Below are 21,519 nucleotides of genomic sequence, written 5' to 3' on the forward strand. Positions count from 1 at the left end.
TTTCAGCCGTGTAAAGATGATCTGCGGGATACCGGCCGTCCCCATATTAGTCAAGATCGGGGCGTATGGGCGCAGCTGGCATCTCCCAGCCCTCGTGATCCGTATGGAGGAAGTGCTCCGCCATCTCCGACAGCGGCGCATTGAGATAATCGCGGTAAAGCGTCAGCACCTCGGGGTTTTCATGGGAGAAGCGAAGGGGCGCCCGGCGGTCGATGCCGTATAGGACGGCGGCGCGGTCTGCGGCGCGCTCCTGGTCGTCCCCCAGGATGGGCTGCCCGCCGCCGCCGACACAGCCGCCTGGGCAGGCCATGACTTCCACGAAGTCATAGTGTACGTCGCCCGTCCGGAGCGCCTCCAGCAAGCGGCGTGCATTGCCAAGGCCGTGCGCAACCGCACAGCGGACGGTATCCCCGGCGAGGTCAAACTCCGCTTCGCGCCAGCCGTCCATACCGCGCACGTTCTGGAACGCGTCCGGCGCGGGGTTCTTGCCGGTCGCCAAGAAGTAGGCGGAGCGCAGGGCGGCTTCCATTACGCCGCCGGTCGCGCCGAAGATCGCACCTGCACCGGTGCCGGTCCCCAGCGGGCTGTCGGGCGGCGTGGGGGGCATACGGTCAATCGGCAAATGCTCTGCACGGAGCAGCCGGTCAAGTTCGCGGGTGGTGAGGACAAGATCCACATCCGCGCCGTACGCAGGGTCGTGCATGGTGGGCAGGGAGCATTCCGCCTTTTTCGCAAGGCAGGGCATGATGGAAATACTATAAACCGAGCGCGGGTCTACGCCGGCCTTTTGCGCAAAGTAGCTTTTGGAGACTGCGCCGAACATCTGCTGCGGTGATTTCGCGGTGGACAGGCACGGCGTATACTCCGGGAACTGGGACTTCAGGAACCGCACCCAGCCCGGGCAGCAGGAGGTAAACAGCGGCATAATGCGCGTTTTGCCTTCGCGGAAATGCCGTAAAAACTCGCTGCCTTCTTCCATAATCGTGAGGTCTGCGGAAAAAACCGTATCAAAAATATAGTCAAAGCCCACTTGGCGAAGCGCCGTGACGAGCCGCCCGACATCGGCCTGTTCCGGCGGAAGCCCGAACGGTTCGCCCCAGGCGGTGCGCACGGCAGGGGCGATCTGTACGACGGTCGTCACATGCGGGTTGGCAAGCGCGTCAAAGGCATGCTGCGTATCATCCCGTTCACGCAGCGCGCCGGTGGGGCAATGGGTGATGCACTGGCCGCACAGCGAACAGTCCGCGTCGGTAATCCGGCGGTTGAGCGAGACGTCCACGGTTGTGCGCCCGCCGGAGCCGGTCAGTTCCCAGATATTCAGCGATTGGATCTTATCGCATACCTGCACGCAGCGCACGCACTTGATGCATTTACGCGGATCGCGCTGCAGCGGGAACATCGCAGGCCAAGGATGCCTGTCTGTGCGCGGCAGATCGGGCGCATAGGGCGTATCGAGGATGCCGAGGTCGTTTGCCAGACGCTGCAGCTTGCAGGTGCCCGAGCGCACGCAGGTTGCGCAGCGGCAATCATGCTGCGACAGGATCAGCCCAACGTTGACCCGCCGTGTCGCGCGGGCGCGCGGGGAGTTGGTGAGCACCTCCATGCCCTCCTTGACCGGGTTGTTGCAGGAGGGGACCATGTGCGCCTCCCCCTTGACCTCGACACAGCAGACGCGGCACGCCCCAATTTCATTTATACCTTTTAAATAGCAGAGTGAAGGGATGGAAATGCCCACCGAGGCGGCGGCGTCCATAATGGTCGTGCCTTCCGGCACGCGGACGTTCTTCCCGTTGATCGTTAAATTTACCATTGCGCCTGTCTCCCTCCTTTGAAAATCCCGTAGCCGTAGTGGTCGCAGCGCAGGCAGCGGGAGGATTCCTGCATCGCCTCTTCGTGGGTCATGCATATCGCGACCTGCTCGAAGTCCTGGCGGCTCTCGTTAAAGTCCCGGCTGCCGAGGTTGACGCGGCCGCAGGCCGGGACGGAGGTCAGGCGTGCGGGGGGGATGGATACGCCGGTGTCAATGACATGGCGGAAGCCCAAATAGGAATCAATGTTGGCGGCGGCCACTTTGCCGGCCGCAATGGCGCGGATGACGGTCGAGGGGCCTGTCACGGCATCGCCGCCGGCAAAGACATGCGGATGGCCTTTGACCAGGCTGTCAGGCAGCGCGCTGATTGCGCCGCGCACCGTCGGCACGCCGGCTTCTGCAAATGCGGAGGAATCGATGCCCTGCCCGATCGCGACGATAACGAGGTCGCAGGGGATGCGCCGATCCTCTTCGCCCGCGTTGACTGGCCGCGGGCGGCCGTCCGCGCCGACCGGGCCGATCATCTGTGGACGTGTCCACAGCGCGCAGACCTTGCCGGAACCGTCCAGTTCAATGCGGACGGGCGCTTGCAGCGGGATAATGTTGCAGCCTTCCGCGGCGGCTTCCTCGATCTCCTCGTTGAGCGCGGTCATATCCTCCACGCGGCGGCGGTATACGCAGGAAACGGAGTCCGCGCCCATGCGGATCGCCGAGCGCGCCGCATCCATCGAGACGTTGCCGCCGCCGATGACGCAGACGCGCTTGCCGGAGAGGTCGCGCGTCTGGCCGTCGCCGTTTTCGCGGAGCATTTCCATGGCCGACAGGACACCCTCGCCCTCTTCGCCCTCAATCCCGATCTTTTTGTCGATATGGGCGCCGATGCAAATAAAGACCGCGTCGAACGCGCCCTCAATTTCGCTGAAGCTGCGGTCGCGCCCGATGGAGATATTGGTATGTACGGTGACGCCGGTGGAAAGGATGGCGCGGATATCACGGTCGAGCATCTCGCGCGGCAGGCGGTAGCTTGGGATGCCGTACCGCAGCATGCCGCCAAGCTGGGCGCGTTGTTCAAAGACCTCGACGTGGTGCCCCATCAGGGACAGGAAATACGCGGCGGTCAGCCCGCCGGGGCCGCCGCCAATCACCGCGACGCGTTTGCCGGTTGGCTTGGCGCAGGCCGGGACGGGGACTTCGCCGGCCTGTTCGACGGCATAGCGCTTCAGGCCGCAGATGTTGATTGCGTCGTCTACCATATTGCGGCGGCAGCGCGCCTCGCAGGGATGTTCACACACGAGGGCGCAGGCCGTCGGGAAGGGGTTGTCCTTGCGGATCAGCCGCACCGCGTCCGCGTAGCGCTTTTCATGGATCAGGGCGATATAGCCCGGGATATCGACATTGGCCGGGCACATCGAAACGCAGGGTACGGGCTGCGTCAGCCCGGAATTGCAGCGGTTATTGGTGACATGCTCGATATAATCGTCCCGGAACCCGCGCACGCCGCGTAAAACCATGTTTGCCGCCTCGAAGCCGATGGCACAGTCCGCGGAATCCGCAATGACCTGCGCGGTCTGCTCGATGCGCTGGATCGTCTCCATGGTCGCGTTGCCGTCGAGCACCTCCTCGAGCATGTGCGCAAGCTGGCCAAGGCCGATGCGGCAGGGGACGCACTTGCCGCAGGTTTGCGCATGGCACAGCTTTAAAAAGGAGGCTGCCATATCCACAGGGCATAGGCCGGGCGGGCTTGCGATAATCCGCCGTTCCAGATCGCGATATAGGCCTTCTACGACCATTTGCGCGCGATTTGGGGTTTCGATAATCAGTCTGCTCAAGTTTTCTCCCCATTTCATAATGTTGTATGCATTATATCTATTTTTTATTTTACGGTACAGGCACAGAAAGGTCAAGCGTTAACCGGGTCGGGAAAAACATATAATAAAACCCGCGCAGCGAAAGCTGCGCGGGTAAGGCCGCTATGTTTGTTTTTTTAAGGCGCGGCGGTAAATTAGGGCGGAAGCCAGCGCCACGCCGGCCAGGAAAGCCAAGGCGCACCAGAAAAGGGGGGAACCCGGGCGTGTGGCCGTGCGGCCAAGCACGGTCGCCGCAACCATCCCCGGGAGCATGCCGGCGACGGAACCGGCGAGGTATTTCCGATAGGAAAGCCCCATTGCGCCAAGCAGGAGGCTGACTGCATCCAGCGGAAGGCAGGAAATTGCGCGGATAAAGAAGGAGAAAAACAGTTCCCGCCCCTGATAGAATTGCGTAACGCGCTGCGCCTTGGGGTATTTTTGGAGCAGCGCGGTCACGGACTGCGCGCCGGTAAAACGCCCGATCCAATAGGGCAGGGTCGCTTCGAGCGCCGCGCCTGCAAGGTTCACCCCCAGGGCGAGCGGCAGCGGGAAGACAAGGCCGGCGCAGACCTGCAGTACCACGATGGGGAAGAGGACGGACAGCGCCTTGAGTGCGTAAAGCATCAGCAGGACAAGCGCAGCCGCCAAATAGCTATGGGGGATCACCGCCTGGAGTTCCTCGACCGTCATACCGCGGGCGCGTACACCGATAAACAGGATACAGGAAAGCATCATGAGTAGGGGAACAGCGCGCAGCAGCCGGAGGCCCCAATGTTTCCGTTTCATGGGCTGTCACCTCCCTTATATCTCCATTATAAATCGATTCCTCCCGCTTGCAAAGTGGCGATGTGACGAAAAATACAGCATGGGGACAGTGATTTGCGTTTTCCGTATCGGGCTGTTATAATAGCATGGTCTACCGAAGTATTTCGCCGGAAGGGGACAGGGTACATGAAGGAATATTTCCCGTTTTGGAACAAACTTACCGCCGTGCAGCAGGCCTTGCTGCGCAATGCCGTGACCGAGCGCCACGCGAAAAAGGGCGAGGTGCTGCATAACGGCTCTGAGGATTGCGTCGGCCTGCTGCTGGTCAAAGAGGGGCAGCTCCGCGCCTATATGCTGTCCGAGGAAGGGCGCGAAATAACGCTTTACCGCCTGCTCGACCGGGATATATGCCTGTTTTCCGCCTCCTGTGTCCTGCACAGCATCGCGTTCGACGTTTCCGTCCAGGCGGAACGCGATACGGTATTCCTGCATATCCCCTCTTCGGTTTATCAGGAACTGATGCAGCAGTCCGCCGCGGTCGCCAATTATACCAACGAGGTCATGGCGTCGCGCTTTTCCGACGTCATGTGGCTGATGGATCAGGTTTTATACAAAAGGATGGATGCACGGGTCGCGGCGTTCCTACTTGAGGAGAGCGCGCTCGCCGGCACGGCGGAACTGAAAATCACGCACGAGGCCATTGCGCGCCATCTCGGCAGCGCCCGAGAAGTCGTGACGCGCATGCTCAAGTACCTGCAGAACGAGGGGGCGGTCGCCGTTTCCCGCGGAGGCGTCACCATTACAGACGCGGAGGCGCTCGGGCAAATTGCGGGGGACAGCCTTCGGTGAAATCACTGTGATTTCGTCACAGTCAGCGGGCTAAATTTGCAGTATCCTATAGTCAACAAGAAAGAACCGAAAGGAGCATGCAAAATGTCTGCAATTTCTATTACGAAAAACAATTTCCAAGAGGTAATTTCCTCGAAACAGCCTGTACTGATCGATTTCTGGGCGCCGTGGTGCATGCCGTGCAAAATGTTTGCGCCGGTCGTGGAAGAGGTCGCGCAGGAAAACGCAGGCCAGGTGGCTGTCGGTAAAATCAACATCGACGAAGAGCCTGAGCTTGCCGCGCAGTTCGGGGTTATGAGCATCCCGACGCTGATCCTGATGAAATCCGGCCGGCCGGTGGCGTCTACCGTTGGCGCACAGCCCAAGGCCGCCGTCCAGCGCATGATTGATTCCCTATAAAACAGTGATAAAAAAGCCCGCAACCCATCTGGGGTCGCGGGCTTTTTTGGCCTGTTTATGGCTGCGGCGCTTCCGAAGGCGGCGCGGCCTCGGTTACGGTCGGGGGCGCAGGTTCGCCCTTGCCGACAAGGAAGTCCGGCAGGTTGACCCCTGCCATCCGGAACGTATCTTGAAGGGGTGGGATGGATTTTAGCATACCGGAAAGGAAGTTGGCGGTCGTTGGGGAACCGTCCTTGCCGCCCATGGAATCCCAGACCGTGACCTTATCGATCTGCAGGTTCTTGATGGCTTCCACCTGGATTTTGACAAGGTCTTCGATCTTGTCCACCAGCATGAGCTGGATAGCTGCGTTGACGTCCCCGCCGGCGGCCTCGACGACCTTGGAGAAGCCTTCGGCCTGTTTTTCCAGGATGGCCTGGATACCGCGCGCCTGCGCTTCCTGCGTCGCGAAGATTGCGTCCGCATCGCCGCGCGCCTTGCGGCGCACCTGTTCGGCCTGCGCTTCGGCCTCGAGTTCCAGGCGCTGCTTTTCAATTTCGGCGTTTACGATGATGTTTGCCTGCTGGGTCGCCATTTCACGCGCGGCGCGCGCATCCTCGGCGATTTTTTCAGCCGCATAGGCCTCCTCGAGCGCCTTGGCTTCGGCGATTTTTTCAGCCGCCGTCGCCCGGCGCAGCGCCTCCGCCTGCTTTTCGCGCAGGGTGGCGTCGGACTCGGCGATGGACGCCTTGGATTCGTTCTCGCCGCCGACCGCGCTGGCGTTCGCTTCCGCGACGCTGATACGCTGGTCGCGCACGGCCTGCGCTTCACCGACCGCGCCGTCGCGGTTTTTCTCCGCGACGGATTTCTTTGCGTCGTTGATGGCCTTTGCGGCGGCTTCCTTGCCAAGCGCCTCGATGTAGCCGGATTCATCGGTGATATCCGTGATGTTCACGTTGATCAGGCGCAGGCCGATCTTTTTCAGTTCGGTTTCCACGTTGTGGGAGACCGCGGCGAGCAGCTTGTCACGGTCGGTGTTGATCTCCTCGATGTCCATGGTTGCGATGACCAGACGGAGCTGGCCGAAGATGATATCCTTTGCAAGCTCCTGGATTTCATTGAGCTTCAGGCCGAGCAGGCGCTCCGCGGCATTTTGCATCACACCGGGTTCTGTCGATACGCCGACCGTGAAGCGGGAGGGCACGTCCACGCGGATGTTCTGATGGGACAGCGCGTTGGTCAGGTCTACATTGATGGAAATGGGCGTGAGGTCTAGGTATTGGTATGCCTGGATGACCGGCCAGACAAACGCCGCACCGCCGTGGATACAGCGCGAAGAACGGTTTGAGCCGTCGTTGTCTGTGCCGACCTTGCCGTAGATCACCATCACTTTGTCGGAAGGGCAGCGGTGGTACCGGGTCAGGATGACGAGCAACATGGAGAACAGCAGCACGGCAACGACCGCAATCAGGATAATGGTGCTAGGTTGCATAGGAAAGCCTCCTTTAATAAATTAATGTTTTTATAAGGACAGTGGGCGGACAAGCAGGATGTTGCCGGAAAACAGCCCGACGACCTGCACGGCCGCGCCGGTGGGCAGGGCGGTTTCATTGTCTGTCATCGCGTCCAGTTCAAGGAACTGGCTTTGCAGCGTGAGGGTGACCTTGCCGGTGCCCGTGCGCGCAGGGGGGATCGGGATATAGACCGTCCCGGTATGCGCGATCGCTTCCCGGAGCTGCAGGGTGCCGTTTTCCTGCAATTTAAGCGACCATTTCAGCAGGAAGGCGACGGCGACGAGCGCAGCGGCGCCGCCCGCAAACGCAAGCAGTACGGCAAGCGGCGCCGGGGCTCCGGCGTCGAGCACCGCGACGCCCAACCAGCCGCCGACGGCAAAGAACGCCACAAAGCCGCGTACGGTAAACAGCCGCACGCCCGATACGTCATGCTCGGCCGGCATATCACCGTCCGGCGCGTCGCTTGCAAGGCCGGTACCAGGATCGAGCGAAAAATCCTCCGGCACGTCCGGGTCGTAGGGGAGGGAAATATCCAGATCGGGGCTGTCGCCGGGCAGGTCCGGCTGGTCAAATTCTGTGGCGTCCCCGCCCCCGCCCGCCAGCCCGAACAGCAGCAATACGGTTTGCAGCAGCAGGAGCACGGTTGCAGGGATTGCAACGCACAGGAACGCCTGTTCAATGCCGGAAATCCCTTGCCACCAAAGCGCGAGTGCCTCCATAGTAAAGCCTCCTTTATAGAAATTGGTTTATCTGATCGAGTGCGCGCCGTTTGATCACGCCCGCGATATAGAGCATGGACATGGCGGACAACGTCTCCTCCAGACGTTTTTGCAGCATGCCGTCGTTCCCGCAGCGCGCCTGCGCCAGTGCGCGCACGCGCGCGTCCAGGATACCGTCGCCGGATAAGGGCAAGCCGCGTACAGCCGCGCAAAGGCAGTCGTACAGGCCGGCCTCGGTCATCGCAACCGTACCGGTTCCCACAGGGGCGGTCGCGTAGGAGATCAGCGCGACAATTTGCTCAATCTGCAGGTTATCGCGCAGCGCCCCAATGAGCAGGATACGCGGCAGGTGTGCAAGGCCGTACTTTTTATCGACCGGCTTCGGAACCCAGCGGCGTTTTACCCAGTTTTGTACCGTCGAGCCTTCCAGGCCGGTAATCGCGCTGACTTGGGACAAGCTCAGCCCGCCGGCTGCCGTAATCAGCGGAAGGATCACGGAAAACGCGCTTTCAGCCCCTCGGGGGTAGGGCAGGGTCGTACCCGGGATGTATGTAACCACAACACCGCCTCCCACAATCTGAATTTTACATCTGATGGTAACTAAACCTTATCATAGGTTCATGTGAACCGCAAGCAGCAGGAATGCAGAATTACTGCGCTAAAATTTGTATATTTTTGTCGAACCTCGAAATACCTTTTTGGGCGCATTGTAAAAAGCTATTAAAAACGTGCTTTAATTAATATTTTATGCTTTCACATTGAACTTGCTGAAGATGAGACAACACAAAAGCGTAAAATATAAATTCAAAGCGTTGTTTTATGATTGTGTTTCAAAATGTAAAAGAATAATATATAAATACAAGATGATTGCAGAGTATAAAGCGGGATATGGGGAGAAATATTACACATCGGTAAAAGTGATATTTATTAATTACATGAAAAGGAGAGGAAGCGCTATGATACGGGAAAAGACTTTTTACAAAGGATTTATGATTTTGACCTTATCCCTTGCGTTGCAAAACCTGCTTACTTACAGTGTAAACCTCGCAGACAACCTGATGCTCGGCGCTTACAGTGAAACTGCGCTTTCTGGCTCCGCCCTTTGCAATCAGATCCACTTCCTGCTGCAGATGCTGGTAGTCGGCGCGGGCGAAGGCGCGGTGGTGCTGGGCTCGCAATATTGGGGCAAAAAGGACTTGCAGCCGATCCCTCACATAATCGGCGCGGCGATCCGGTTTGGCGGCGCAATGGCGGCGGTTATGTTCCTCGTGGTGCTGCTGTTCCCGGCGCAGGTGCTCGGGCTGCTGACGAACGACCAGGCGGTCATCGCTGAGGGCGTTAAGTATTTGCAAATCATTTGCTTCACCTATGTGATTTTTACCGTAACGAATATCCTGACCGCTTCGCTTCGCTCTATCGGCATTGTGAAAATCGGTTATATGATTTCGTTCTCCACCCTTTGCATCAATATTTGCCTGAACTATTGCCTGATTTACGGGCATTTTGGATTCCCGCGTCTCGGCATCCGCGGCGCGGCGGTTGCGACGCTGATTTCGCGCTGCGTTGAACTGGGGATTGTTGTCTGGTACCTCAAATATCGCGAGCACCTGCTGAACCTGTCCTTTAAAAAGCTGCTGCATATCGATACCTCCTACATCCGGGATTATAAAAAAGTGTCCCTGCCGGTTTTGTTTAACCAGGCGCAGTGGGGCGTGGCGCAGATGGTGCAAACCGGTATCCTGGGGCACATGGGCGCGGCGGCGATTGCCGCAAACTCCATAGCAACTATTGTATTCCAGATCCTTTCGGTTGTCGCATATGGCGCGGCCAGCGCCTCGGGTATCACGGTCGGCCGCACGATCGGGGAGGGGAACAGCCACAAACTCCGCGAGCTTGTACATACCCTCCAGGTGCTGTTTCTCGCGATTGGTGTTGCGTCGGGCGCTTTGATTTTCCTGGCGCGCACACCGATCCTATCGCTGTACAATATCTCCGCAGAAGCCCATAACCTGGCGATGCAGTTTATGCTGATACTGGCCATTACCACGGTCGGCACATCCTATCAGATGGCATGCGATAACGGCATCATCCGCGGCGGCGGCGACACTAAATTCAGTATGAAACTGAACGCGGTCAGCATGTGGTGTATCGTCGTACCGCTGTCCGCAATCGCGGCGTTTGCACTGCATTGGCCGCCGGTTGCAGTTTTCTTCCTGCTCAAATGGGATCAGCTTTACAAGGCAATTCCGGTGATTATCCGATTGAGAAGCTGGAAATGGGTCAAAAAGGTTACCCGTCCGGATGCGCCGCCCGCGCCGGTGCAGGCCACATAATGTTGGAACCATCCGCCTCGCCCGGCCGCCCTTCCCCTGGGGCGGCCGGTGGCTTGGATTGACATACCGTGTGTACGAAGCCCCCAGGCAATTGCCTGGGGGCTTCGTACGCTGTAACCCGGGCTGCACCCCAGGAAAAGGGGCTTTTTGCCACGGATATAAACGCAGAATCCCCGGCGGCACGCCCAAATGTATGGCTGCGGCAGTACATCAGTTCAATCGTGCCCAGCCGGTTCTGAGCCGGATCATAAACGGCACAATTGCAATTGTATGCGGTTTATGCTAAGGTAAAAGAAAATTGGGGACAAGAGGGGAAAGCGCAATGCAAAATAAGGGGAAAACGCGCACGCTGCGGCACCGGCTGCTGCGGTATTTCGTTTTGGTTGCGCTGCTGCCGGCGTTGCTGATCATGCTGCTTTATTTCGGGTTTACCCAGCATGAGACGCGCAGGCAGATGGAAAACGACAGCCGCAGCCTGCTGACGCATGCGATGGACAAGATTGAAAACAAGGCCGGCCAGGCCAACGAACTGGTCAGCTGGATCCTGCAAAACGACGACGTGAACGCCATCCTTTCGCGCAGCGGCCAGGCGCAGTATGGGGAGGACGATTACCGCCTGATGCAGTCCATACGGTCGCAGTTCTACTATCGCCCGATTTCCCGGTATATCCTATCGCTGTTCATATTGGGGGATAACGGCGCAGATATCCGCGGGGGGACGGAAGCGTCCCTGATATCCCCGCAGCAGGCACGCGCGCTGACGGTACAAACGCAGGGGGCGGACGAGTACTGGGGGCAGGAAATCCCGAACCTGACCTCGCTGACAGAAGACAGCCGGGTCATTTATTACAGGCACCCTATTTATGACCGCCAGAGTGGGGAGCACCTGGGGGAACTTGTAATCTTATTCTCCGGCACGCTCTTTTCGGAGGAGTTTGCCGACCTGCTTGTCGGGACGGAGAACAAAATCGTACTATATAACCGGTCGGGCGGCATGCTGCTGTCCATAGGCGAACCCCCTAAGGACGACGCGCTGCGTTTTGCGGCGGATTCCTTGTCGACAGGATGGCGGCTGGAACAGGAAGCGTCCGCGGCAATGCTGGACGCCCAGCGGCGTACCGCCGCCGTATCGACCGTGCTGCTTGCAGTCGTGGTATGCGCGATGATGGTGTCCCTGGCGGCATTCTTATCGCGCAACCTGGCGGCGCCCGTGGAGCGGATTTCACGGCATGTCGAGCGGATTTCACAAGGGGATTTCCGTCACGAACCGATGCCGCAGGAGGATGGCGAATTGGGGCGGCTCAGCCGGGAAATCCAGCGGATGGGCGACGATATCGAAGGGCTGCTGCGCCAGCAGGAGGAAAAGCAGAGGCTGGAACTGCGCATGCTGCAATCGCAGATGAACCCGCATTTCCTGTATAATACCTTAAGCTCCATTAAACTGATGGCGGCAATGCAGGGGAAGACCGGCATCAGCAGCATGATAGAGGCGCTGGGGAAGCTCCTGCGCGCCAATTTGGCAGGCAGCCGGGAGGTTGTCACCCTGGCGGAGGAGTTAGAGCTGCTTGATAGTTATCTGTACATCCAGAATACGCGCTTAAAGGGCAAGCTGCGCTACGAAACAGTGGTTCCGGAGGGGCTGCTTTGCTGTGAAACGCCCAAGTTTATCTTGCAGCCGGTGGTCGAAAACGCGATTTTGCACGGCCTTGAGGGTTTGCCGCAGGGCGGCACGGTGCGCGTAATCGCGGAACGCCAGGGCGGGACCTTACGCATCACTGTCCGCGACGACGGCGTGGGGATGGCGGCGGGCACGCTGGGCAAGCTGCGCCGCGCGCTGGACCGCATGGCAGACGCCGATACGCTGGAGCGCAGCCACAGCATCGGCTTATACAATGTGCAGGCGCGGTTGCGGCTGCGCTACGGACAGGGGTACGGCGTGCAGATTTGGTCAGAATCCGGTGCAGGGACGGCGGTTTGCCTGTCCTTGCCGTACCGGGCGCAATAAGGGGGGATATTGTGGATTTGCTTCGTGTGCTGGTGGTAGACGACGACGCGGTGCTCCGCATCGCGCTGAAAAGCCTGGTGGCTTGGCAGGAGCACGGTTACCAGATGGTCGGGGAGGCGCAGGACGGTGCGCAGGCGCTTGCGTTATGCCAGGCGCTGCAACCGGATATCGTCATTACGGATATGAAAATGCCGGGGATGGATGGGATCGCCCTGATCCACCGCCTCCAGGCCATGCCGCAGCCGCCCTATATCGTGGCGCTGAGCGGATACGACGATTTTGCGCTGGTGCGCGAGGCGATGCGGCTTGGGGCGGCGGACTACCTGCTGAAGCTTGAGCTTGAGCCTGCACAGCTATTACAGAGCCTTGCGGGCGCACGGTCGCGCGGCCATGGGGGCGCAGCGCAAAACCTGCCAGGCAAGGAGGAACGCACCCGCGTGCTGCGCGGCCTCGTAAGCCGGTTTTATCTAGATGAGCAGGAAATGAAAACACAGCTGCAAGCGGTGGGGGTTGCCTTCCCGACCGAGCCGGTCTGGTGCCTGCTTATCAAAGCGGGGGAGATGTACCGGTTTGAGGAAACGACCGAAGAGGAATACCAGACCTTGCAATTTTCCATTTTCAGTATAGTGGAAGAAATTGCCGGGGATTGCCTGCATGCGTATGCCGTCGAGGGCAAAACCGGCGAGTTTTATCTATTCGCGGCGCTCAAGCCAGCGCTGCAGGGGCAAACCGGGCTGGTGCACCAAACCGCGGAACGCATGCACGAAATGCTGTTGCGGTATCTGGATCTTTTCTGCGTCATCGGGATCGGGCAAGGCGATGCGTCGCCTGCGGGGCTGACTGCCGCCTGCCGACAAGCCGCAGGCGCTGTCCGTGCGCGGTTCTATGCCGTAAACCAGGCGGTGATCGAATGGGATGGCGATAGGATGCCTGACGGGGGCGGCAGCAGCTATTCCATAGCGCCCCAGCGGGCGCGCCTGACGGCTGGGATTGTTGCCATCCAGGAGGACGCCGTGCGCATGGCGCTCGGGCAGGTGAAACACGATTTGGCTACGCTGCATCTGCCGCGAAACGCCCTGCTGGCGTCCCTGCTCGACCTGTACAGCGGCGTGCGGGAGGGGCTGCAGCAAAGCGGGCGCGCGGTCGGGCAGGTGTTAAGGGCAAGCGGGCGCAGCCTGCCAGAGTTATTGTCCATTTCCGGCATGGGGGAGGTACAGGATTGGCTGGATGCGCTAGAGGATGACCTTTGCGCCTTTATCCGCCTTGAAAACGCCGAGGGGTACCAAAAGGCCGTGCAAAAAGCCAAGCGGCTGATTGAAGAACGGTACGATGGGGAACTCACCTTACAGGAACTGGCGGAGGAATTGCAGCTCACCCCCGGTTACCTAAGCGCGTTGATGAAGAAATACGCGGGGATGAATTTTTCTGAATACTTAGTACATGTGCGGATTGGCCATGCCAAAAAGCTGCTGCTGGGGACTACGGACAAGGTGTATGCGGTCGCGTCTCAAGTCGGATATGCCGACCAGTTTTATTTCAGCCGCGTGTTCAAGCGGGTGGTTGGCCTGACGCCGGGGGAGTTTAGGAAACGGGGGGATGTTCGTTGAAACGGTGGAAGGCGCTGCTGCTGTGCGGCGTAATGCTGTGTCTGGGCACAGCCGGCTATGCATGGCATTCCCGCCAAACGGACGCGCCGTCGGCGCCCCAGCATGTCATACGGGTCGTGCTGTGGGATTACGGCACGGTCACGTATGATAAACGCATGGTTGAGGCATTTGAGCAGGAAAACCCGGATGTCCGGGTCGAAGTGATCAGTTATCCGCCGACCTATTACAATTCCAGCCTGGAAGCGCTGCTGGATAGCGGCGAGCGTGTCGATGTCATCTATGTGAACCAGCTTCCGGAACTCGTGGGGCTGTATGCGCGCGATATCCCGTTGCCGCTCGACGAATTGGTGAAGCGGGATGGGATAGACCTTTCGGCCTACCCGGATACCGGCGTCCTGCGGCAGGACGGGCGGCTAATGGCGCTGCCGTACCGGCAGGATAAATTTGTGCTGTACTATAACATCGACCTGTTTGACGAGGCGGGCATCCCATATCCGGAGGAGGGGATGACCTGGGATGCCTTCCGGGAGGCTGGCAAGCAGCTGACGGATCGGCTGGGGAAGGGACGTTTCGGCGTCAGCCTGCTCAAAAAAGAGGAGCATATGTGCCGGTATATGCTGGATGCGCCACCCGACTGGTCAAAGGATGATTTTAGTAAGCTGCGCCCGGGGCTGGAACTGTGGAGGGCGCTGGAACAGGACGGCTCCATCCCGCGCCTTACGGACAGCGATACGCAGCAGTTTTCACAGCGGATGTTTGAGACCGGCGCGTTTGGCATGTTTGTCCATGGCAGCTGGTATATGAATTTTCTGATGGCTGACCGCAAAGCGGGCAGGTTTGATTTCCGATGGGGCGTCGTATCCAAGCCGCGTTGGGCGGACGGCGCAACACCTGTCAACGACGCGTGGGTCACGCCCGTCTGCATCAACCGGAATTCGGGGGAGCAGGAGGCGGCTTGGCGGTTTATCAAGTTTGTTTCCGGGCCGGAAGGGGCGCGGATCCTCGCGGAGGAGCTGGTGATTCCGGCCTATCACAGTGCGGGGACGGATGCGGCGCTCGCCCGTACCGCGCGGCAAAACGGGATTGACCCGGCGGTTTGCCTGGAGGGATTCGCGCCGCCGCAAGCCCCGCCCGACGCGCAGGGGCGGCAGATCCTCGATGCGCTTTGCACCGGTTATGGCCGCGCGCTGCTCGGCCTGGACGGGATCGGGGAAAGCATAGACGCCATGTCGCGCGAACGCGCGCGTATCCTGCACAGCCCTTAAAAGCCCTGCCTCCTCGCAGGGCTTTTTTGTTGTGGGATTGTACAAAAGATTGTGGCTGTGTCCATGTTGGCGAAACGGGTTTTATGGTAGGATTAACCCATAGGCAATGGGAGCCGGCAAGACAGGGTTTGCCGGGACAGGAATGACGAAGGAGGATTTGGCATGAAAAAACTGTTAAAACAGGCGTTGGCGTTCGGCCTAGCCGCCGCGTGCCTGGCGTCCGGCAGCGCGTTTGCCGCAGCCAAACAAAATCCGGTAAATCCGGACAAGCCGTACCTATCCGCGGTGATGGGTACATTCCATGAACAAAAGGTGGAAGAAGAAGCGTTCCGCGGGCAATACAGCGTTTACCTTCCGGAGACGCTGGAGCAGTGCGCGACCGGCGTTATGGTCGTGGTGCCGGACAATACGACGGCAAAGGTTTTTATGGAAGGCAGTACCGGTAGCGCATGGCGCAAGGTATGCGACCAGAACGGCGTGGCCGCGGTTTTCGTAGAGGCCGAAGGCGGCAAAGCCTGGAACGTCAGCGGCGCGGCGGATGGACGCGACGAGGCGGCTTTCCTGAAAAAGGTGTCGGATAATTTCCACAGCAAGAGCAAGGAGCGGGACGCGGCATTCAACTTAAACGAGCGGGCATTTTACGTTGTCGGCTATGAGGCGGGCGGCGTGGCTGCGCAGGAATTCGTGATGACGTGGCCGGCGCTGATTTGCGGCGCGGCGGCGGTCGGCAGCGATGCCGTCCCAGATGCGCTGATCGGTAAAATTGGGGATGCATATGGCTATCCGTTCGTGCAGGCCGGCAACCTTGAGGGCGTGGAAGACAACAAGCTCGCCAACAAGGACATCCCGGTACCGGTGTGGCTGGTCAATCAAGCAGACGGCAACGATACCATGGAGAAGTACTGGGCGGCGGCCAACGGGGCGTCTGCGGGCGCGGCCAACGATTGGGCGGCGCGCACATATGCCAACCGGGATAAGGGTCAGCAGCGCGTTTGGGTGACGGACAGCGGTTCGGCGTCCAAGGTAACGCCGGAAGTGTTGTATACGGAGTTCCTGTCCGGTGTGCAGCGCTTTGTGGGCGACCCGGGCGGCCGCCTGGAATGGCGCATCCAGCATACGAATAATGGGAAGACAGGCTTTTTCTATTCCGAGGAAAAGGTGGACGGCAAACTGCGCCGCTGGTATACCTATGTCCCATCTTCCTATGAAAAGGGCAAGGATGTGCCGCTGGTCATGGCGATCCACGGTTATTCCAGCGCGATCCATGCGTTTACGGGCGACTCCCGCTGGCAGGACGTTGCAGAGAAAAACGGTTTTATCGTGGTGTTCCCACAGGCATATGTCAACGATTTCCCCACGAGGGGCGAGGTGCTCGCACCGGTTTGGCATACCTATTCCTACCCGCTGACGGAAACAGCGACGGACGACGTTTCCTTCCTGCAGCAGCTGGTGGAAAAGACCGAAAAGGATTACAGTATTGATAGCAGCCGTGTCTACGCGACCGGACACTCCAACGGCGCGACCATGACCTGGGCGCTCGGCATCGACGCGGCGGGGCTGTTTGCGGCCATCGCCCCGGTCGGGCACAATTCGGGCGCATACCGCGGCGCGCCGGCAAACAATAATATGGAGCCGACCGATGTCCTGAGCGATACCACGCCGGAAAAAGAATCTGACCTGCTCCTGCCGACCTGGATGTTCAAGGGCGACCATGATGTGGACGGCGGCGCGGGCTTTGATAACGCAAACCTCGGCGGCGTGAATACCAATAAGATGGCGCTGCAGCACTGGAATACCCGCAACGGTACCGACGCTACCGCGCCGAAGACCGAAAAGGACGGCAGCGGGCGCTATACCACCACGACTTATACGAACACGGCGGGCGATGCGCCGCTGGTGCGTTATACCGTAGTGGAGAATTCCCCGCATGCGTACATCCCGTATGAAGCGGACATGATCTGGGACGACTTTTTCTCCAAGTATTCCCGCGGCGAGGACGGGGCGCTCTATTATGAGGGCAAGCCGGTAGAAAAGACGGCGGCCGTACAGCAGGGCTTCACCGACATCACAAACCATTGGGCGAAGGATGCCATCCAGAAGGCGGTGGATGCGGGCCTGTTCACCGGGACGTCCGCAACGACGTTCAGCCCTGAAGGCACGGTGACCCGCGGCATGGCGGTGACCGTGCTCGGCCGTATGGCCGGGGCGGATGCGTCCGGTACGGCGGCGTTTGCCGATGTGGCAAAGGACGCGTACTATAATGGGTATATCGCTTGGGCGGTCAAAGAGGGCGTCGTGAAGGGTACCTCCGCCACAACGTTTGAGCCGGAGGCCGATGTCACCCGCGAACAGCTTGCCGTGATGCTTGCCAGCTATGCCAAGGCGGGCGCGGCAGACCGGGCGGCGCTCTCCGGGTTTACCGATGCAAACCGGGTGTCCGACTGGGCGGCGGACGGCATGTCCTACTGTGTGGGACAGAAGCTGATCACCGGCAAGGACGCCGCCACACTGGATCCGCAGGGCCTGTTGACCCGCGCGGAACTGGCAACCATCCTGTTGCGCGTCAGCAAATAGCCCCGCGCAAACTCCCATCCCTTGAAAGCCCCCGCACGGAACATTCCGTGCGGGGGCTTTCCCATGCCTGCGGGCCTGGTTCCCAGCCCCGCTGTCAAATGCGGGGGAAAAGGGGCGCATGGAAAAAGAGCCGACTTGTCCGGCGGACGGTCTAAAGCCCGTCCGCTTTTCATAGGATGGGACAGGTGATGAACATGGAAGAAAAACGGCTATCCAACTTTGCGCAGGCAATCACGGCGCTGCCGATCCGGCTGCAGCGGGAAGCGCTGGCGCTCCCGCCGGAAATACGGTGCGCCTGTGAGGAGCTTCGGCTGCGTGCGGGCAAGCCTATGGCGTACAGCCGTACAGGCATGGAAACCGCGTTCGGCAAAGACCCGATCAGCGCGGACGACTTACAGGAGACCCTGGGACGCGCCACACGGTATTCGGTACATAGCTATGGGGAAAGCCTGCAAAACGGCTTCGTAACCCTGGAGGGCGGGCACCGGCTCGGCCTGTGCGGCACGGCCGTGCTGCGGGAGGGGACGGTATCCGGCGTGCGCGCCCTGTCCTCGATCAATTTGCGGATCGCGTCCCAGGTACCGGGCGCGGCGGATGCGGTGCTGCCGTCCCTTCTGCGGGATGGCCGTCCGGTGAGCACCCTTGTCATATCGCCGCCTGCGTGGGGCAAGACCACGCTGCTGCGCGACTGCATCCGGCAATTGTCCGAAGCCGGCGTGCGGGTTTCCGTAGCGGACGAGCGCTGCGAAATCGCAGGCTCCTCCGGCGGCGCGCCGCAGTTTGATCTGGGGCCGCAGACCGATGTGATGGACGGCGCGCCGAAGGCGGACGCGGCGCTGATCCTGATTAAAACCATGTCCCCCGCGCTGCTGGCGCTCGATGAGATCACGGCGCCGCGCGATGTGGAAGCGGTGTCCTATGCCGCGCATTGCGGCGCAGCCGTGCTCGCAACGGCGCACGCCCTGGATTTTGCGGATTTTAAACGGCGGCCGCTGTACCGTCAATTATTGCGGAGCCAAATTTTTGAACAGGCCGTCGAGATTTCCCTCCACGAGGGCGTACGGCGGTACACGGTGCGGGCGTTGGGGGGCGAACAGGGATGCTGAAGCTTTTAGGGACGGTGATGATTTTGGGCGCCTGCTCTGCGCTCGGGCTTTCGGCAAAGCAGCGCCTGCGCCAGCGGCTGCGCGCGCTGGAAGCGATGATTGCCGCGCTACAGTTTATTTCTTCCGAGCTAACCTGCCGGATGACGCCCCTGCCCGAGCTGATCGCGGCGCTTGCGCAGTCCGAAAACGGTATCACGCGGAAGATTTTCGGCGTCATGTGCAAAAAGATGGGGCAGGACGACGGGCTGTCCCTGCCGTACAAGTGGTGCCGCGCATTCCAGGAATGCCGCGAGCAGGCCGGGCTGGGGGAGGAGGAAACGCACTTGCTCTGCGACGCTGCGGGGTTCCTGGGGCGGTACGACGCGGCGCAGCAGGTAAAGAGCCTGGAGTATGTCAGGCGGCGCTTGGGTGACCTGCGCCTTGCCGCCGTGGAGGAACTGAGAAGCAAAGGGAACCTGTACCGCACCTGCGGCATCGCCATGGGCATTGTAACCGTACTGGTCCTGCTGTGAACGGAAGTACGAAAAACGGGAGGAAGGCAACATGCAAATAGACCTGATTTTTAAGATCGCCGCAATCGGTATCATCGTCGCGGTGCTGAACCAGCTCCTTGTCCGTTCCGGACGGGAGGAACAGGCGATGATGACGACGCTGGCCGGCCTGATCGTCGTGCTGATGATGATCATCCAGGAGATCAGCCAGTTGTTCTCGCTCATCAAATCGGTATTCGGGTTTTACTAAAATGGGCGGGATATTATCGGTCGTCGGCATCGCGCTGACTGCGGCAATTTTTGCGCTTGTGCTGCAGAAGGACGCGCCGGGACCGGCGTTCCTCTTGACGCTTGCGGCGGGGATTCTGATCTTCGGGTTTGCGGTGCGCGGCGTCGGGCAGATCGCGCAGACGCTGGACGGCGTGCTGTCCGCCGCGGGGATTGAGGACGGGCTGTACCTGCCCGTGGTCAAGGCGGTCGGGATTGCCGCCGTAGTGCGCGTGGCCGCCGCGTTCTGCCGGGATGCGGGACAATCCTCGCTCGCGGCAAAGGTCGAACTGACCGGTGCGGTCGCGGCGATGGCGGTGTGCCTGCCGCTCTTCCAGCGCGTGCTTGAAATGGTGTCCACGCTGATACGCTGAAAGGACAGGATGTATGAAAAAGAGACTGCTTTTGGGCATTTTGCTTGCATTTGCCCTGCTGCTGCCCGCAGGCGCTTACGACGAGGGGCTGTATCAGCAGCAGCTCTCCGCAATCGGCGGGGACGCGCTCCGCAGCGCGGCGGGCGGGCAGGGTGGCGCTTACCTATCGGGGCTTTCGCCATCGCCGGATGCGGATATCGGCACGTCGCTCGCAACGCTGGTCGAGCGCACCGCAGGGGAAAACGGCAAGGCGTTCCACGCCGCGCTGCGCAGCCTGACGCGCGTCATGATGGTGGTCGTCCTGTGCGGGTGCGCGGCGGGGTTCCACACGGCGGCGGGCGGCGCCACCCCGGCGGCAATCAATATGGCGGGCGCGCTCGGCGTGACGGCGGTACTGCTCGGCGATATGCGGGGGCTTCTGGCGCTGTGCAGCGGCACGCTTGAGCAGGTCAGCGTCTTTTCCAAAACCATGCTCCCCGTCATGGCGGCCGCCATCTCGCTCACAGGCGCGCCCACGACCGCAACCGTGATGCAGGCTGCGACAATGTTCGCGTTCGATTTGCTGGTGCGCTTCATCACGGCGGTTCTCGTCCCGGCAGTCTGCGCATATATCGTACTGATCACGGTGAACGCCGCAATGGGCAATGATATGCTTGAACGGCTCGCGGCTTTTGTCAAGTGGGCGACTACAACCAGCCTCAAGCTTATCCTGACGCTGTTTATCGCGTATATCACGATTTCAGGCTCGCTCGGGGGCAGCGTGGACGGCATTGCGGTCAAAGCGGCCAAGTTTGCCGTATCCGGCTCGGTACCCGTGGTGGGCGGTATCATTTCCGACGCGGCGGAAACCATGCTGTCCGGCGCGCTGCTGCTGAAAAACACGGTTGGGATTTTCGGCATGGTGTGCATCGCGGCGATCTGCATTGTACCGTTTTTCAAGGTCGGCATCAGCTATCTGCTGTTTAAAGCGGGTTCGGCGGCGCTTTCCCCGGTGTGTAGCGCAAGCCTGTCCAAGCTGATCGGCGGTATCAGCGACAGCTTCGGGCTGCTGCTCGGCATGCTGGGCACATGCAGCGCAGTGCTGTTTTTCGAGCTGGTGTTCTCGGTCGCATTGGTGAAACCCGCATGATCGAGATGGTACGGCAGATGATCGTCAGTGTAACGGCCGCCGCGGTTTTTTCGACCGTTATGTTGCTGATCGTGCAGAAGAGCGCGCTGCACGAGGTGATCCGGCTCGCCACCGGTATGCTTATGATCCTGGCGCTGCTGCTGCCGCTGTCGCGTCTGACGCTGCCTTCCTTCAGCCGCGCGTTTGCGGCGGAGCGCGCGCAGGCCGAGCGGCAGACGGAAGAAGCAAAACAGAAAAACGAACAGATCGCCTATTCCAGCATTGGCGGCGCGGTGTCGCAATATATCGAGAAGCAGGCTGGGGAACTCGGGATCAAATGTACGGTGCGTACCGAAATGGAGCAGGGCACGGACGGCACATGGGTGATCGGCCGGGTGCGCATCCGGGGAAAAGGGCTGACGGGCGTACAGCGGCAGCAGCTCGCTGCGCTGGTGGAAAAGGAATGTGGCGTGCCCCCGGCACGGCAAGACTTGGTAGAGGGCTGAA

At 60.2% G+C, this 21,519-nt stretch carries 19 protein-coding genes; 13 read left to right on the forward strand and 6 right to left on the reverse strand.

From position 1 onward, the window contains the following. Positions 1 to 46: 46 nt before the first annotated feature. The 3 genes from CZ203_RS10240 to CZ203_RS10250 all read right to left on the reverse strand — a co-directional run bounded on the left by CZ203_RS10240 (position 47) and on the right by CZ203_RS10250 (position 4,443). The gene (locus CZ203_RS10240; RefSeq protein ID WP_087065998.1) at positions 47 to 1,810 is read right to left on the reverse strand and encodes a [FeFe] hydrogenase, group A; all 1,764 of its coding nucleotides are present in this window, start codon (positions 1,808 to 1,810) and stop codon (positions 47 to 49) included. Further along, positions 1,804 to 3,639, reverse strand: a complete 1,836-nt coding sequence (locus CZ203_RS10245; protein WP_087065999.1) for an NAD(P)-binding protein — start codon at positions 3,637 to 3,639, stop codon at positions 1,804 to 1,806. The genes CZ203_RS10240 and CZ203_RS10245 overlap by 7 nt, the downstream gene beginning before the upstream one ends. A 141-nt stretch (positions 3,640 to 3,780) precedes the next feature. After that, positions 3,781 to 4,443 (reverse strand): TVP38/TMEM64 family protein, encoded by a 663-nt coding sequence (locus CZ203_RS10250; RefSeq protein WP_087066000.1) that lies wholly within the window; start codon positions 4,441 to 4,443, stop codon positions 3,781 to 3,783. 165 nt (positions 4,444 to 4,608) lie between these two features. On the opposite strand from CZ203_RS10250, the gene CZ203_RS10255 reads away from it, so the two are divergent. Both CZ203_RS10255 and trxA read left to right on the forward strand, forming a co-directional pair. Then, complete coding sequence (locus CZ203_RS10255) at positions 4,609 to 5,271, forward strand: Crp/Fnr family transcriptional regulator (RefSeq protein ID WP_087066001.1); 663 nt, start codon at positions 4,609 to 4,611, stop codon at positions 5,269 to 5,271. 84 nt (positions 5,272 to 5,355) lie between these two features. Then, positions 5,356 to 5,670 (forward strand): thioredoxin, encoded by a 315-nt coding sequence (gene trxA, locus CZ203_RS10260; RefSeq protein ID WP_087066002.1) that lies wholly within the window; start codon positions 5,356 to 5,358, stop codon positions 5,668 to 5,670. A gap of 55 nt (positions 5,671 to 5,725) precedes the next feature. On the opposite strand, the gene CZ203_RS10265 is transcribed toward trxA, so the two are convergent. Genes CZ203_RS10265 through CZ203_RS10275 form a run of 3 tightly spaced genes read right to left on the reverse strand, consistent with a single transcriptional unit; the run spans position 5,726 to position 8,441 of the window. Beyond that, positions 5,726 to 7,141, reverse strand: coding sequence for a flotillin family protein (locus CZ203_RS10265; RefSeq protein ID WP_087066003.1), 1,416 nt, complete (start codon positions 7,139 to 7,141; stop codon positions 5,726 to 5,728). A 30-nt stretch (positions 7,142 to 7,171) separates the two neighbouring features. Beyond that, the gene (locus tag CZ203_RS10270; RefSeq protein WP_087066004.1) at positions 7,172 to 7,882 is read right to left on the reverse strand and encodes a hypothetical protein; all 711 of its coding nucleotides are present in this window, start codon (positions 7,880 to 7,882) and stop codon (positions 7,172 to 7,174) included. A gap of 13 nt (positions 7,883 to 7,895) precedes the next feature. Beyond that, a complete protein-coding gene (locus CZ203_RS10275) occupies positions 7,896 to 8,441 on the reverse strand; it encodes a DUF1836 domain-containing protein (protein ID WP_159456466.1) in 546 nt (181 codons plus the stop codon). Positions 8,442 to 8,838: 397 nt separating this feature from the next. Between CZ203_RS10275 and CZ203_RS10280 the strand changes: the two genes are divergently transcribed. The 11 genes from CZ203_RS10280 to CZ203_RS10330 all read left to right on the forward strand — a co-directional run bounded on the left by CZ203_RS10280 (position 8,839) and on the right by CZ203_RS10330 (position 21,518). Further along, positions 8,839 to 10,215, forward strand: coding sequence for an MATE family efflux transporter (locus CZ203_RS10280; protein ID WP_087066006.1), 1,377 nt, complete (start codon positions 8,839 to 8,841; stop codon positions 10,213 to 10,215). 322 nt (positions 10,216 to 10,537) lie between these two features. Further along, a complete protein-coding gene (locus CZ203_RS10285) occupies positions 10,538 to 12,220 on the forward strand; it encodes a cache domain-containing sensor histidine kinase (RefSeq protein WP_087066007.1) in 1,683 nt (560 codons plus the stop codon). Positions 12,221 to 12,231: 11 nt separating this feature from the next. Continuing rightward, complete coding sequence (locus tag CZ203_RS10290; protein ID WP_143436190.1) at positions 12,232 to 13,827, forward strand: response regulator; 1,596 nt, start codon at positions 12,232 to 12,234, stop codon at positions 13,825 to 13,827. Continuing rightward, positions 13,824 to 15,092: an ABC transporter substrate-binding protein gene (locus CZ203_RS10295; RefSeq protein ID WP_087066009.1), complete on the forward strand. Its 1,269-nt coding sequence runs from the start codon at positions 13,824 to 13,826 to the stop codon at positions 15,090 to 15,092. The genes CZ203_RS10290 and CZ203_RS10295 overlap by 4 nt, the downstream gene beginning before the upstream one ends. 162 nt (positions 15,093 to 15,254) lie before the next feature. After that, positions 15,255 to 17,666: an S-layer homology domain-containing protein gene (locus CZ203_RS10300; RefSeq protein ID WP_087066010.1), complete on the forward strand. Its 2,412-nt coding sequence runs from the start codon at positions 15,255 to 15,257 to the stop codon at positions 17,664 to 17,666. Between the two features lie 188 nt (positions 17,667 to 17,854). Continuing rightward, complete coding sequence (locus tag CZ203_RS10305; protein WP_087066011.1) at positions 17,855 to 18,772, forward strand: hypothetical protein; 918 nt, start codon at positions 17,855 to 17,857, stop codon at positions 18,770 to 18,772. Continuing rightward, on the forward strand, positions 18,766 to 19,284 hold the full coding sequence (locus CZ203_RS10310; RefSeq protein WP_087066012.1) for a stage III sporulation protein AB: 519 nt from the start codon (positions 18,766 to 18,768) through the stop codon (positions 19,282 to 19,284). Before CZ203_RS10305 ends, CZ203_RS10310 begins: the two co-directional genes overlap by 7 nt. Positions 19,285 to 19,315: 31 nt before the next feature. Further along, complete coding sequence (spoIIIAC, locus tag CZ203_RS10315; protein WP_087066013.1) at positions 19,316 to 19,513, forward strand: stage III sporulation protein AC; 198 nt, start codon at positions 19,316 to 19,318, stop codon at positions 19,511 to 19,513. A 1-nt stretch (position 19,514) separates the two neighbouring features. Further along, positions 19,515 to 19,904 (forward strand): SpoIIIAC/SpoIIIAD family protein, encoded by a 390-nt coding sequence (locus tag CZ203_RS10320; protein WP_087066014.1) that lies wholly within the window; start codon positions 19,515 to 19,517, stop codon positions 19,902 to 19,904. Between the two features lie 13 nt (positions 19,905 to 19,917). Next, positions 19,918 to 21,033, forward strand: a complete 1,116-nt coding sequence (locus CZ203_RS10325) for a stage III sporulation protein AE (RefSeq protein ID WP_087066015.1) — start codon at positions 19,918 to 19,920, stop codon at positions 21,031 to 21,033. Beyond that, complete coding sequence (locus tag CZ203_RS10330) at positions 21,030 to 21,518, forward strand: stage III sporulation protein AF (protein WP_087066016.1); 489 nt, start codon at positions 21,030 to 21,032, stop codon at positions 21,516 to 21,518. Before CZ203_RS10325 ends, CZ203_RS10330 begins: the two co-directional genes overlap by 4 nt. The last annotated feature ends 1 nt before the right edge of the window (position 21,519 follow it).

The organism is Intestinibacillus massiliensis (assembly GCF_900155735.1).
Lineage (GTDB): Bacteria > Bacillota > Clostridia > Oscillospirales > Butyricicoccaceae > Intestinibacillus > Intestinibacillus massiliensis.

What these genes read in the sequence shown, in the direction of transcription:
- CZ203_RS10280 (WP_087066006.1), top strand. Translation starts at nt 8,839, where the DNA reads ATGATACGGGAAAAGACTTTTTACAAAGGATTTATGATTTTGACCTTA.
- CZ203_RS10325 (WP_087066015.1), top strand. Translation starts at nt 19,918, where the DNA reads ATGAAAAAGAGACTGCTTTTGGGCATTTTGCTTGCATTTGCCCTGCTG.
- spoIIIAC (WP_087066013.1), top strand. Translation starts at nt 19,316, where the DNA reads ATGCAAATAGACCTGATTTTTAAGATCGCCGCAATCGGTATCATCGTC.
- CZ203_RS10270 (WP_087066004.1), bottom strand. Translation starts at nt 7,882, where the DNA reads ATGGAGGCACTCGCGCTTTGGTGGCAAGGGATTTCCGGCATTGAACAG.
- trxA (WP_087066002.1), top strand. Translation starts at nt 5,356, where the DNA reads ATGTCTGCAATTTCTATTACGAAAAACAATTTCCAAGAGGTAATTTCC.
- CZ203_RS10250 (WP_087066000.1), bottom strand. Translation starts at nt 4,443, where the DNA reads ATGAAACGGAAACATTGGGGCCTCCGGCTGCTGCGCGCTGTTCCCCTA.
- CZ203_RS10310 (WP_087066012.1), top strand. Translation starts at nt 18,766, where the DNA reads ATGCTGAAGCTTTTAGGGACGGTGATGATTTTGGGCGCCTGCTCTGCG.
- CZ203_RS10240 (WP_087065998.1), bottom strand. Translation starts at nt 1,810, where the DNA reads ATGGTAAATTTAACGATCAACGGGAAGAACGTCCGCGTGCCGGAAGGC.
- CZ203_RS10305 (WP_087066011.1), top strand. Translation starts at nt 17,855, where the DNA reads ATGAACATGGAAGAAAAACGGCTATCCAACTTTGCGCAGGCAATCACG.
- CZ203_RS10300 (WP_087066010.1), top strand. Translation starts at nt 15,255, where the DNA reads ATGAAAAAACTGTTAAAACAGGCGTTGGCGTTCGGCCTAGCCGCCGCG.
- CZ203_RS10330 (WP_087066016.1), top strand. Translation starts at nt 21,030, where the DNA reads ATGATCGAGATGGTACGGCAGATGATCGTCAGTGTAACGGCCGCCGCG.
- CZ203_RS10320 (WP_087066014.1), top strand. Translation starts at nt 19,515, where the DNA reads ATGGGCGGGATATTATCGGTCGTCGGCATCGCGCTGACTGCGGCAATT.
- CZ203_RS10265 (WP_087066003.1), bottom strand. Translation starts at nt 7,141, where the DNA reads ATGCAACCTAGCACCATTATCCTGATTGCGGTCGTTGCCGTGCTGCTG.
- CZ203_RS10285 (WP_087066007.1), top strand. Translation starts at nt 10,538, where the DNA reads ATGCAAAATAAGGGGAAAACGCGCACGCTGCGGCACCGGCTGCTGCGG.
- CZ203_RS10255 (WP_087066001.1), top strand. Translation starts at nt 4,609, where the DNA reads ATGAAGGAATATTTCCCGTTTTGGAACAAACTTACCGCCGTGCAGCAG.